Source organism: Streptomyces sp. KR55, from assembly GCF_052245645.1.
Classification (GTDB): Bacteria; Actinomycetota; Actinomycetes; order Streptomycetales; family Streptomycetaceae; genus Streptomyces; species Streptomyces flavusporus.
Genome location: NZ_JBQQCE010000075.1, coordinates 1 through 11823 on the forward strand (window position 1 = coordinate 1; position 11823 = coordinate 11823).

Here is an 11823-nt window from a genome sequence, read left to right on the forward strand (position 1 = left end):
GTGCTCGCCGGCACCGTGGAGACCGCCGTCAACGCGCTGTGGGACGCGGCGCCCCTGGTCGGCGACCGGATCGCGGTGGTCGGCGGGGGCATGGTCGGCTGCTCGGTGGCTGCGCTGCTGGCCCGGTTCCCCGGCGTGCGCGTCCAGTTGGTCGACGCCGACCCCGGCAGAGCCAAGGTCGCCGAGGCGCTCGGCGTCGACTTCGCGTCACCCGAGGACGCGCTCGGCGAGTGCGACCTCGTCGTCCACGCCAGCGCGACGGAGCAGGGACTCGCCCGTTCCCTGGAACTCCTCACCGCCGAAGGCACGGTCATCGAACTGAGCTGGTACGGCGACCGGCGGGTGAGTCTCCCGCTCGGCGAGGCCTTCCACTCCCGGCGCCTGGCCGTCCGCAGCAGCCAGGTCGGCACCGTCTCCCCGGCCCGCCGCGCCAGCCGCACCTACGCCGACCGGCTCGCCCTCGCCCTCGACCTGCTCGCCGACCCGGCCCTCGACGCGCTCGTCACCGGGGAGTGCGCCTTCGGAGAACTCCCGGACGTGCTGCCCCGGCTCGCCTCCGGGGAGATTCCCGCGCTGTGCCACCGGGTGCGGTACGAGGACCTCGCCTGACCTCAGAAAAGACGTACGAGCCGCTGAACATGGGAAGGACAGCAGCCGTACTACTCGGCATCCATGCCCCGCACCTGGAGGGTCGTCCGTTGTTCAGTGTCACCGTCCGCGATCACATCATGATCGCCCACAGCTTCCGCGGCGAGGTCTTCGGGCCCGCGCAGCGCCTGCACGGAGCGACGTTCCTGGTGGACGCAACGTTCCGGCGCGAGCAGCTGGACGACGACAACATCGTCGTCGACATCGGACTGGCCACGCGGGAACTCGGCGCCGTCGTCGCCGAGCTGAACTACCGCAACCTCGACAACGAACCCGACTTCGCCGGGATCAACACCTCCACCGAGTTCCTGGCGAAGGTCATCGCCGACCGGCTCGCCGAGCGGATCGAAAAGGGTGCGCTGGGCGAGGGCGCCAAGGGACTGGCGGGCATCACGGTCACGTTGCACGAGTCGCATGTCGCCTGGGCGGGTTACGAGCGTGCCCTGTGACCGACACGACCATGGAGAAGTCGCCCCTCGCCTTCGTCCCCGCACAGCCCGCCGCCCCGAAGAACGGCGAGATCATCCCGATGTCCCTGCGTACCGTGCACTTCGTCATGCCGGGCGGCGTGGACGACCCGGCCACTCCGAGCGGCGGCAACGCCTATGACCGGCGGGTCTGTCTGGACCTGCCCGGCTTCGGCTGGCAGGTCCGCAAGGCGGTGGTCGACGGGGCGTGGCCCCGGCCGGGAGCCGAGGCTCGTACGGAACTCGCCCGCAGACTCGGGGAGTTTCCGGACGGTTCGGTCGTACTCCTCGACGGGCTGGTCGCCTGCGGCGTCCCCGAGATCGTCGTCCCCGAGGCCGAACGGCTGCGCATCGCCGTCCTCGTCCACCTCCCCCTCGGCGACGAGACGGGCCTCGCGCCCGCCATGGCCGCCGAGCTGGACGCCAGGGAACGTACGGTCCTCAGGGCCGTCGGGGCAGTGATCGCCACCAGCGACTGGGCGGCACGCCGACTCGTCGCCCACCACGGCCTCGCCCCCGACCGGGTCCATGTCGCCGCCCCCGGCGCCGACATCGCGCCCCTCGCCTCCGGAACCGACGGCGTCTCACGACTGCTGTGCGTCGCCGCGGTCACCCCGCGCAAGGGACAGCACCGGCTCGTCGAGGCGCTCGCCACGGTGACCGACCTGCCATGGAGCTGTGTGTGCGTGGGCGGACTCGGCCAGGACCCGGAGTACGTCGCGCAGTTGCGCACCCTGATCAGAAAGTACGGCCTGCAGGACCGCATCCACCTCGCGGGCCCCCAGGCCGGCGCCGAACTCGACGCCAGCTATGCCACCGCCGACCTCATGGTCCTCGCCTCCTACGCCGAAACGTACGGCATGGCGGTCACGGAGGCCCTCGCGCGCGGTATCCCGGTGCTGGCCACGGACGTCGGCGGCCTTCCCGAGGCGGTCGGCCGCGCCCCTGACGGCGGCGTCCCCGGCATCCTCGTCCCGCCGGAGGACCCGGCGGCCCTCGCCGCCGAGTTGCGCGGCTGGTTCGGCGAGGCCGACGTACGGCGCCGCCTGAAGTCCGCCGCCCGCAGCCGCCGTGCCGCACTCGACGGCTGGGCGACCACGGCGAAGAACCTGGCCGGCGTACTGGGCCGGCTCCCGAACGAACCCCGGAGGGCAGCATGAGGAGCACGCCGACGGCTGCGCAGAGGGCCGCCGCGAGGATCCCGGCCCAGCCGGGACCACGGGGCGAGGACAGCGGGGGGAGTGCGCAGGCAACTCCGGCCGCGGGGGAGGCCGACCCCCAGGACGGGCCCGTTGCGCCGGCTTCCGGCGAGGCCGTCAGTGCCGGTGCCGGTCCCGTGTCGCGCCCCGGTGAGCGGGCCACCGTGCGGTTGCGTGACGCCGATCCCGACGAGCCGCCCCGGTACGCGCCCGAGTGGCTGGAGCTGCGGGAGGGCGCCGACGCGACCGCACGAGCGCCGGAACTGCTCGACCCCTTGCGCATCCGGCTCGCCAACCTGCCGGGACGGGCGGACGGGGTCGTCGTGCACGACCTGGGCTGCGGCACCGGCTCGATGGGCCGTTGGCTCGCCCCCCGGCTGGACGGCGCCCAGCACTGGATCCTCCACGACCGCGACCCCTACCTCCTGCACTTCGCCGCCGTCGGCTCCCCGCGTTCCGCCGCCGACGGCAGCCGGGTCACCGTCGAGACGCGGCGCGGAGACGTCGCCCGCCTCACCCCGGACGCCCTGGCCGGCGCATCCCTGGTGACGGCGTCCGCGCTGCTCGACGTCCTCACCCGGGAGGAGGTCGACACCCTCGCCGCCGCCTGCGCCGGGGCCGGCTGCCCGGCACTGCTGACACTGTCCGTGGTCGGCCGCGTCGACCTGACGCCGGGCGACCCGCTCGACGCGGAGATCACCGAGGCGTTCAACGCCCATCAGCGCCGCAGCGGCCTGCTCGGTCCGGACGCGGTCACGGTGGCGTGCGAGGCGTTCGCCGACTACGGGGCGACCGTACGGGTGCAGCCCAGCCCGTGGAAGCTCGGCCCGGACGAGTCCAAGCTCACGGCGCAGTGGCTGCGCGGCTGGGTCGGCGCGGCGGTCGAACAACGCCCGGAACTGGCGGCGCGCGCCCAGAAGTACCTGGCGGCCCGCCTGGCCGCCTGCGCGGCGGGCGAGTTGCGCGTCGTCGTCCACCACAGTGACCTCCTGGCGCTGGCCCGGCCGACGGGCGGAGCGTCATGAGCGCGCGGACGGCGCACGCGGGCACGCTGCGGATGCCCAGGCCCGGGACGGCGAGGCCGGTCCCCGATGGGCACGCGGTGACCCCTCGTCCGTCCGACCGCCCCCGCCGCGGGCGCGCCCTGCGGGCCCACCTCGGCACGATCGCCGGTGTCGTCATCCTCGCCGTCCTGTTGTGGCGCCTCGGCACCGGTGTCTTCCTGGACGGGCTGCGGCGGATCGATGCGTTCACGCTGGTCGCGGCGGTCGGGATCGGCCTGGTCACCACCGCGTTCAGCGCCTGGCGTTGGCAGTTGGTGGCCCGGGGACTGCGGATCCGGCTGCCGTTCGGGCCGGCCGTCGCCGACTACTACCGTGCGCTGTTCCTGAACGCCGCCCTGCCCGGCGGCGTCCTCGGCGATGTGCACCGTGCCGTACGGCACGGGCGGAGCGCCGGTGATCTGGGCCGCGGTGTGCGCTCGGTGGTCCTTGAACGGACCGCCGGTCAGGCCGTGCTGGCCGTGGCGGGCGTGGCCGTCCTGCTGACCGTCCCGTCCCCGGTCATGGCCGGGGCCCGGCACGTCGCCGTACTGCTGGCGTTCGCCGCGCTGGGCGCGCTCGCGATCGTGCTGGCCCTGCGCATGAACCGGACGTCCGCGACCCGCCGGCGTGCCCTTCTCGACGAGGCACGTGAGGCCCTGCTGTCCCGCCGCAACGGCCCGGGCGTCGTCGGCTCGTCCGTCGTCGTCCTCGCCGGATACGTCGCGATGTTCCTGCTGGCCGCCCGGGTCGCCGGAACGTCCGCCTCCGTGACCGTACTGCTGCCGCTCGCGGTGCTTGCGCTGCTGGCGATGAGCCTGCCGCTCAACGTCGGCGGATGGGGCCCGAGGGAGGGCGTCACCGCCTGGGCGTTCGGCGCCGCCGGGCTGGGCGCGGGCAACGGACTGGCCGTAGCCGTCGTGTACGGGGTGCTGAGCTTCGTGGCGAGTCTGCCGGGCGCCCTCGTCCTGGTCGCCCGCTGGTACGCAGGCCTGCGCGCCGGTTCCGCGACCCTCGCACCGGACGCGGAACCGGGCCACACACCCGACGGCGACTACCCGCGCTCGCCCCCCGCCGGGGCCGATGGCGAGGTGAGCACCTTGAAATACGCGCCGAACGAATCGGCCAGACTCGCCAGCAGCTCCTTCCCCTTTTCCGCGGCTCCGAGTGAAGGACGGCCTATGACGCCCGAATCGGTATAGGCGGACATGCCCAGGGTGAGCAGCTGACGCCGGTCGTCCGCGACGAAATCGGCGCTCTCATAACCGGGCCGGACCAATTCCGGATGAGTGTGCAGAAGGATGGAGGTCTCCATTTCCCCCGCGTGCATGTCGGTGAGCAGCGAGGTCCGCACCCCGGCCCGCTCCCTTGCCGCCTCCCAGTCCTCCGCGGCCGGGAACAGCGCCATGGTCTCGCCCCGCGCGGAGGACTCCTGAACGACGTTGCCCAGGACGTAGTTTCCGCCGTGCCCGTTGACCAGGACCAGGGCATCGACGCCCGACCGGCGGAGCGACGCCGCCATGTCCCGTATCACCGCATGAAGGGTCACTGAGGAGATGCTGACGGTTCCCGGCCAGGCGGCGTGCTCGTGCGAGCAGGAGACCGTCACCGGAGGGAGGAGGTGCACCGGGTACGCGTCGGCGATCTCCCGGGCGATCGCGCAGGCGACGAGCGTGTCGGTCGCCAGCGGAAGGAACGGACCGTGCTGCTCGAAGCTGCCGACGGGAAGGACGGCGACCTGTCGTGAGACACCGGCTCCGCGCGCGCGTACGTCCTCCGTGGTGTCGGACGGCACCAGCCCGTGTGTCACCGACCGCGTTCCCGAACCACTCATCTTTTCCCGGCCTTTCGTCTCTGCATAGGAACTCGAGAATCATGACAGAAAACCTTGGCGTAATCGGCAAGAAGTCATCGCAGCGCACGGGCGTGGAACGCGTCGTGAATGCCCCCTTGCCCACCGTGTACGGCGAATTCAGCGCGGTCGGCTATCTGGACCACGACCGCGGTGACGAGCAAGTGGCCCTGGTCTACGGCGACATCGGCACCGACGACGTCCTCACCCGGCTGCACTCGGAGTGCCTGACCGGGGACGCCTTCGGCTCGCAGCACTGCGAGTGCGGCGACCAGCTGGCCTCCGCGCTGCGTGCCGTCGTCGCCGAGGGACGCGGCATCGTCGTCTACCTCAGAGGGCATGAGGGCCGCGGTATCGGGCTGCTCGCCAAGCTGCGCGCGATGGCCCTGCAGGCGGAGGGCCTGGACACCGTCGAGGCCAACCTCGCCCTCGGCCTGCCGGTGGACGCCCGCGACTACGGTGTCGCCGCAGAGATCCTGCGCGACCTGGGGGTGCGTTCGGTGCGCCTGATGTCCAACAACCCGCGCAAGCGGGAGGCGCTGCTGCGGCACGGCATCCAGGTCGCCGAGGAGGTTCCGCTGCTGATCCCGCCGTGCGAGAACAACATCACGTATCTGCGGACGAAGCGGGAGCGACTGGACCATCATCTGCCGCACCTGGACGCGGTGGCGCACTGGTCCTGAGCCGGCGCGGCACGCGTCCTGACGGGAGACCGCCCCGGCGTCCGGGCCGGGGCGACCCGCCGGGGGCCGCTCACGTGCTGAAACGGTCAGTCCGTCACCGCGTCGTGGATCAGCTGCTTGAGGTCCCGGAACATCGTGTGCGAGGTGCGCGGGCGCACCTGCGTCAGAAACTGCACGGTCAGGTCGCGGGTCGGGTCGACCCAGAACGTCGTGGTCGCCACGCCGCTCCAGCCGTACGTGCCGAGCCCGGCGGGCGCGATCGTACGGTCGGGCTCGATCACCACGGACACGCCGAAGCCGAAGCCGACCCCGTCGTTGCCGGGCTCGTCATGGGCCGGGCGGCTGCCGAAGGCGCGCAGGTCGGCACCGCCGGGGAGGTGGTTGGTGGTCATCAGGTCCACGGTCTCGGGCGCGAGGAGCCGGGTGCCGTCGAGCTCACCGCGGCGGCGCAGCAGCTCCGTGAAACGGTGCACGTCGTAGGCGCCGGCCACCATGCCGCCGCTGCCCGACAGGAACCGCGGCCGTCCGTGCAGCGGCAGTCCGGGGATCGGCTCGATTCCGGTGCCGTCCTCCTTCTCCCCGTACAACTCGGCCAGCCGGCCCGCCTGTTCGCCGGTGACCTCGAAACCGGCGTCCGGCATCCCCAGCGGGCGGAAGATCCGCTCGGCGAAGAACACGTCCAGCGGCTGCCCGGACACCACCTCGATGACCCGGCCGAGGACGTTGCTGGCCACCGAGTAGTTCCACTGCGTGCCCGGTTCGAACTGCAGCGGCAGCCTCGCGTACACCTCGATCGTCTCGGCGAGGTTCGCGCCCGGCGGCACCGATGACTCCAGACCGGCCTCGCGGTAGAGGGCGTCGACGGGGTGGGTGTGGTAGAAGCCGAAGGTCAGGCCCGAGGTGTGGGTCATCAGATGCCGGACGAGTATCGGCCCGGCGGCGGGGCGAGTTCTGGTCTCTGTACCGGAGCCGCTCTCGTACACCCGCGCGTCGGCGAAGGCGGGGAGGTGACGGGCGACCGGGTCGTCCAGCGACAGCCGCCCCTCCTCCACCAGCAGCAGCGCGGCGACCGCGGTGACCGGCTTGGTCATGGAATAGATCCGCCACAGCGTGTCGGGCTCGACGGGGAGTCCGGCGGCGATGTCGCGGCGGCCGTGTGTCGTGAGGTGGGCGACCCGGCCACCGCGGGCCACGCAGACAAGGAAGCCGGGCAGCCGACCCTCGTCGACGTAGTGGGCGAAGTGCTGGTCGAGGCGGTCCAGCGCCTTGGCGTCCAGCCCGACCTCGCTCGGGTCGACCTCTTGCCGCAACTGTGCCATCGCTCTCCTCCGGTTCCGTCGAGTGCGATCGGACATACCCGGCCCACGCGCCCTCAGACCTCATCGTCGCGCACCAATCCGCAAACGGTCCGCCGGACGGCCGCGATGCACCTGACTTGCGCACTCCTCGTCGCCCGGCCCGGCAGCGCCAGAGCCGCCACGGCCCCGGCCGCGGTGCCGTGCCGTCGAAGGCGACGAGCGCGGCCCCGGCCACGCTGCTCGCCGGCGTGAGCGGACGGTTCACCGCTCGCCCACGGGGCCGAGGTGGGCGTCGAGGGCGGTGTGCAGCAGGGGCTGGAAGTCGTCGGCGCCGGTGGCGAGTTGGAGGCTGCCCCAGCTCCACAGCTGGGCGATGCCGTGCAGCTGCGCCCACAGCGCGCCCGCGACGGCCCGGGCATCGGCGTCGGGGCGGACCCGGCCGACCAGGTCCACCAGGACACCGAACAGCGGCAGGCTGGTGTCACGGAGGCCCAAGTGACCGCTTTCCAGTAGATCGTGACGGAACATCAGCTCGTACATGCCGGGGTTGTCGAAGGCGAACTCCAGGTACGTCCGGGCCAGTCGTGCCAGGTGCGTGCGCGGGTCGGGGTCGGTCACCGCTGCCGCCCGGTCCGTCAGCTGGGCGAAGCCGCGGCGTGCGATGGCCGACAGCAGCTCCAGGTGGGTGGGGAAGTAGCGGCGAGGGGCGCCGTGCGAGACACCGGCCCGACGGGCGATCTCGCGCAGGGTCAGCGCGTCCACGCCTTCGGTGGCGACCAGTTCGACGCCGACGTCGACCAGGCGGGTACGCAGGGTGCTGCTTTCGGGTTCGGTCATAGACAGTGTCTACCAGTACGGCGTAGACACTGTCTAGTCATTGGGAATGTGAGGCCGTTCCGGGCGGTTGACCGAGTCATGAGTGAGGACGCGCTGCTGAAGCTGCTCTCCGATGGCCACAGCGGGGTGCTGGTGACCCTCCGACGCGACGGCCGCCCCCAGCTGTCGAACGTCATGCACGCCTACTATCCGGAGGAGCGGACCATCCGGATCTCGGTCACCGACGACCGCGCCAAGGCCCGCAATCTGCGCCGCGACCCCCGGGCGTCGTACCACGTGACCACCGCCGACCGGTGGGCCTACACGGTCGTCGACGGTACCGCCGACCTCTCGCCGGTGGCCGCAGAGCCGTACGACGACACGGTCGAGGAGCTCGTCCGCCTCTATCGGGACATCGGGGGCGAACATCCCGACTGGGACGACTACCGCGCCGCGATGATCCGCGACGGTCGACTGGTGGTGCGGCTACGGGTGGAGAGGGCGTACGGCACTCCGCGGGGCTAGGCCTCTGGATGGGGCGCCCTGGGGAGCCGAGCAGGTGAATGCCCGAGCCCCCGGAGCCGTGACGGCATCCGGGGGCCCGGGCATGTGGGTCAGGCCGTCACCGTCTCCGGCTGTGCGGCCTCACGGGGGGCCGGCACGCCGAGGTGCTCCGTGGGCACCTTGTGGGTCTCGCGGGCGGAGAGTGCGGCGATCACCGGCGGGATGCACAGGGCCGCGGTGAACAGGGCCACGGAGGACCAGTCGTCGCCGTCGGGGCCGGCGATCTGCGCGGCGAAGGTGACCGCGAAACCGGCGACCGCGAAGCCGATCTGCGTGCCGATCGCCATGCCGGACAGGCGCACCCGGGTGGAGAACATCTCGCCGTAGAAGGAGGGCCACACGCCGTTCGCGGCGCTGTAGACGACACCGAAGGCGACGATGCCCAGCAGCAGGGTCAGCGGGTAGGAGCCGGTGGAGATCGCCCAGAGGTAGAGGAACATCGTGATCGCGCTGCCGACGGCGCCGACCAGGTACACCGGGCGGCGGCCGATACGGTCGGACAGCGTGGCCCACAGCGGGATCGCGGCGAGTGCGACGACGTTGGCGAGGGCGCCCACCCACAGCATGGAGGAGCGGCTCATGCCGACCGAGTCGCTGGTGGCGTACGACAGCGCCCAGACCGTGAAGATCGTGCTGACGGAGGCGACCAGGGCGCCCGCGATCACCCGGAGCACGTCCGCCCAGTGTTCGCGCAGCAGCACTGCAAGCGGCAGCTTCACGACGCCCTCGGTGGCGGTCTGCTGCTCGAACGCCGGGGTCTCGTCCAGCTTGCGGCGGATGACGTAGCCGACGACCGCGACGGCGACGCTCAGCCAGAACGGCACGCGCCAGCCCCAGGACATCAGATGCTCCTCGGGGAGCGCGGCGACCGGGATGAAGACAAGGGTGGCCAGCAGCTGGCCGCCCTGGGTGCCGCTGAGGGTGAAGCTGGTGAAGAAGCCGCGCCGGTTCGGTGGCGCGTGTTCCAGCGTCATGGAATTGGCACTGGCCTGCTCGCCGGCCGCCGATATGCCCTGCAGCACGCGGCAGAGGACCAGCAGGACGGGTGCGAGGGTCCCCACCTGGGCGCGCGTGGGCAGACAGCCGATGAGGAACGTGGAGATGCCCATCAGCATCAGCGTGAAGACCATGATCTTCTTACGGCCCACCCGGTCGCCGAAGTGTCCGAGGAAGAGGGCGCCGACGGGCCGGGCGGCGTAGGCGACGCCGAAGGTGGCCAGCGACAGCAGGGTGGCCGTGGCCGGGTCGGACTCGTCGAAGAAGATCTCGGGGAAGATCAGGGCGGCCGCGCTGCCGTAGATGAAGAAGTCGTAGTACTCCAGGGCGCTGCCGATCCAGGCCGCTGTCGCGGCCTTCTTCGGCTGCCCGGGCGGGGCGGCGGGGGCGGGGACGGACACGGCGGCTCCTTTGAGGGAACTCCAACGCAGAGAACGTAGAGGGAGTGAGCGGCGGGGAGAAGGGCCGGATCTTCGGCTAATTAACCCACTGGATAGTTAGTCCCGGTGGGTAGGGATGTTGCGCCCGCGTTTCCCTGCTGTCAAGGGGTTGTACCGTGCGGCGTTCAGTCGGTCGCGCGCTCCGCCGTCAGGTAGGCGATCACCATGTCGCCGAGCATGGTCCGGTAGTGCTCGCGCTGTGCGGGGTCGACCAGGTCGCGGCCGAACAGAGCGCCGAAGGTGGCCCGGTTGGACACCCGGAAGAAGCAGAACGAGCTGATCATCGCGTGCAGGTCGACGGCGTCGACGTCGGCCGTGAACAGGCCGGATTCCTGTCCCGACGCCAGGATGCGGCGGATCACGTCCAGCGCCGGTGAGCCGATCCTGCCGAGCTTCTCGGAGGCGGCGATGTGCTCGGCGCCGTGGATGTTCTCGATGCTGACCAGGCGGATGAAGTCGGGGTGTGCCTCGTGGTGGTCGAAGGTCAACTCCACCAGGCGCCGGATGGCCGCGACCGGGTCGAGGTGCTCGACGTCCAACTCCTGCTCGGCCTCGCGGATCACGCCGTACGCCCGCTCCAGGACGGCCGTGAAGAGCTGCTCCTTGCCGCCGAAGTAGTAGTAGATCATCCGCTTGGTGGTGCGGGTGCGGGCGGCGATCTCGTCGACCCGGGCGCCGTCGTAGCCGGCCCGGGCGAACTCCTGGGTGGCGACGTCGAGGATCTCGGCCTTGGTGCGGGCGGCGTCACGGATGCGCCCGCCTGGTCGTGCCGTTTCGTCGACGCTGGTCATCGGGTTCCTTCGGGCGATGGGCAGGTGCCGAGATTGTAGAGCTCGCCGTCGGAAGTCGGTCCGGAAGTCTTCCCCTGTCCGAGGACTGCCTGCTATGACTAACGTACTAGTTCGTACATTACTGCTCCAGGTGCACAGGAGGTCCTCGGTGGCCAAGGACTCGTATCTCGTCGGACTGATCGGTTCCGGTATAGGACCATCCCTCAGTCCGGGCCTGCACGAGCGGGAGGCCGACCGTCAGGGCCTGCGCTACCTGTACCGGCTGATCGACATCGACACCCTCGGCGTGCCGCCCGAGGCGGTCGGCGAACTGCTGCGGGCCGCCCGCGACCTCGGCTTCGACGGGTTGAACATCACCCACCCGTGCAAGCAGCTCGTCATCGACCACCTGGACGCGCTCGCCCCGCAGGCCGAGGCGCTGGGCGCGGTCAACACCGTCGTCTTCGAGGACGGCCGCGCCATCGGCCACAACACCGACGTCACCGGCTTCGCGGCCTCCTTCGCCCGGGGACTGCCCGACGCCCCGATGGAGCGGGTCGTACAGCTCGGCGCAGGAGGCGCGGGCGCGGCCGTCGCGCACGCCACGCTCACCCTCGGCGCCGGGCAGGTCACCGTCGTCGACGCCCTGCCCGAGCGGGCCGCAGCCCTCGCCGGCTCCCTGAACCGGCACTTCGGCAGCGGCCGGGCGGTCACGGCGGCCCCCGAGGAGCTGGCCGGCCTGCTGGAGCGCGCCGACGGCATCGTCCACGCCACCCCCACCGGCATGGCCGCCCACCCCGGCCTGCCCCTCCCCGCCGGCCTGCTGCACCCCGGCCTGTGGATCGCCGAGGTGGTCTACCGCCCGCTGGAGACCGAACTGCTGCGCACCGCCCGCGCGCTGGGCTGCGCCACCCTCGACGGCGGCGGCATGGCCGTCTTCCAGGCCGCGGACGCCTTCCGGCTGTTCACCGGGCGCGAACCCGACAGTGCCCGGATGCTCGCGGACATCGCCGAGCTGGCCGGCGTCGTGGGAACTCCCAGGTAGAGAGA

At 71.7% G+C, this 11823-nt stretch carries 12 protein-coding genes and 1 pseudogene; 8 read left to right on the forward strand and 5 right to left on the reverse strand.

The annotated features are described in order from the left end of the window. The 5 genes from ACTWQJ_RS13785 to ACTWQJ_RS13805 all read left to right on the forward strand — a co-directional run. Nucleotides 1–609 (forward strand): zinc-dependent alcohol dehydrogenase (locus ACTWQJ_RS13785; RefSeq protein ID WP_443306922.1); only part of this gene is annotated, 609 nt, incomplete at its 5' end. Nucleotides 610–698: 89 nt separating this feature from the next. Then, entirely contained in the window at nucleotides 699–1097 is a 399-nt protein-coding gene (locus ACTWQJ_RS13790; RefSeq protein ID WP_443306923.1) for a 6-pyruvoyl trahydropterin synthase family protein, read from the forward strand. Nucleotides 1098–1108: 11 nt separating this feature from the next. Next, nucleotides 1109–2275 carry a glycosyltransferase family 4 protein gene (locus ACTWQJ_RS13795; protein WP_443306943.1) on the forward strand — a complete coding sequence of 389 codons (1167 nt, stop codon included), beginning with the start codon at nucleotides 1109–1111 and terminating at the stop codon, nucleotides 2273–2275. After that, nucleotides 2272–3339, forward strand: coding sequence for a trans-aconitate methyltransferase (locus ACTWQJ_RS13800; RefSeq protein ID WP_443306924.1), 1068 nt, complete (start codon nucleotides 2272–2274; stop codon nucleotides 3337–3339). Before ACTWQJ_RS13795 ends, ACTWQJ_RS13800 begins: the two co-directional genes overlap by 4 nt. Next, nucleotides 3336–4556: a lysylphosphatidylglycerol synthase transmembrane domain-containing protein gene (locus tag ACTWQJ_RS13805; RefSeq protein ID WP_443306925.1), complete on the forward strand. Its 1221-nt coding sequence runs from the start codon at nucleotides 3336–3338 to the stop codon at nucleotides 4554–4556. The genes ACTWQJ_RS13800 and ACTWQJ_RS13805 overlap by 4 nt, the downstream gene beginning before the upstream one ends. Here ACTWQJ_RS13805 and ACTWQJ_RS13810 read toward each other — a convergent pair. Continuing rightward, nucleotides 4442–5188: pseudogene (locus tag ACTWQJ_RS13810) on the reverse strand (creatininase family protein); the annotation flags it as partial. The gene ACTWQJ_RS13805 and the pseudogene ACTWQJ_RS13810 overlap by 115 nt on opposite strands. A 41-nt stretch (nucleotides 5189–5229) precedes the next feature. Here ACTWQJ_RS13810 and ribA point away from each other — a divergent pair. Next, the gene (gene ribA / locus ACTWQJ_RS13815; protein ID WP_443306926.1) at nucleotides 5230–5889 is read left to right on the forward strand and encodes a GTP cyclohydrolase II; all 660 of its coding nucleotides are present in this window, start codon (nucleotides 5230–5232) and stop codon (nucleotides 5887–5889) included. An 86-nt stretch (nucleotides 5890–5975) separates the two neighbouring features. On the opposite strand, the gene ACTWQJ_RS13820 is transcribed toward ribA, so the two are convergent. Beyond that, entirely contained in the window at nucleotides 5976–7208 is a 1233-nt protein-coding gene (locus ACTWQJ_RS13820; protein WP_443306927.1) for a serine hydrolase domain-containing protein, read from the reverse strand. Between the two features lie 240 nt (nucleotides 7209–7448). Then, a complete protein-coding gene (locus ACTWQJ_RS13825; protein ID WP_443306928.1) occupies nucleotides 7449–8024 on the reverse strand; it encodes a TetR/AcrR family transcriptional regulator in 576 nt (191 codons plus the stop codon). A 78-nt stretch (nucleotides 8025–8102) separates the two neighbouring features. On the opposite strand from ACTWQJ_RS13825, the gene ACTWQJ_RS13830 reads away from it, so the two are divergent. Then, a complete protein-coding gene (locus tag ACTWQJ_RS13830) occupies nucleotides 8103–8528 on the forward strand; it encodes a PPOX class F420-dependent oxidoreductase (protein WP_443306929.1) in 426 nt (141 codons plus the stop codon). An 89-nt stretch (nucleotides 8529–8617) separates the two neighbouring features. Here ACTWQJ_RS13830 and ACTWQJ_RS13835 read toward each other — a convergent pair whose 3' ends face one another. Together ACTWQJ_RS13835 and ACTWQJ_RS13840 are read right to left on the reverse strand one after the other, a co-directional pair. After that, nucleotides 8618–9964 (reverse strand): MFS transporter, encoded by a 1347-nt coding sequence (locus ACTWQJ_RS13835; RefSeq protein ID WP_443306930.1) that lies wholly within the window; start codon nucleotides 9962–9964, stop codon nucleotides 8618–8620. A 164-nt stretch (nucleotides 9965–10128) separates the two neighbouring features. Continuing rightward, the gene (locus ACTWQJ_RS13840) at nucleotides 10129–10794 is read right to left on the reverse strand and encodes a TetR family transcriptional regulator (RefSeq protein WP_443306931.1); all 666 of its coding nucleotides are present in this window, start codon (nucleotides 10792–10794) and stop codon (nucleotides 10129–10131) included. A 148-nt stretch (nucleotides 10795–10942) separates the two neighbouring features. Between ACTWQJ_RS13840 and ACTWQJ_RS13845 the strand changes: the two genes are divergently transcribed. After that, complete coding sequence (locus ACTWQJ_RS13845; protein WP_443306932.1) at nucleotides 10943–11818, forward strand: shikimate dehydrogenase; 876 nt, start codon at nucleotides 10943–10945, stop codon at nucleotides 11816–11818. The last annotated feature ends 5 nt before the right edge of the window (nucleotides 11819–11823 follow it).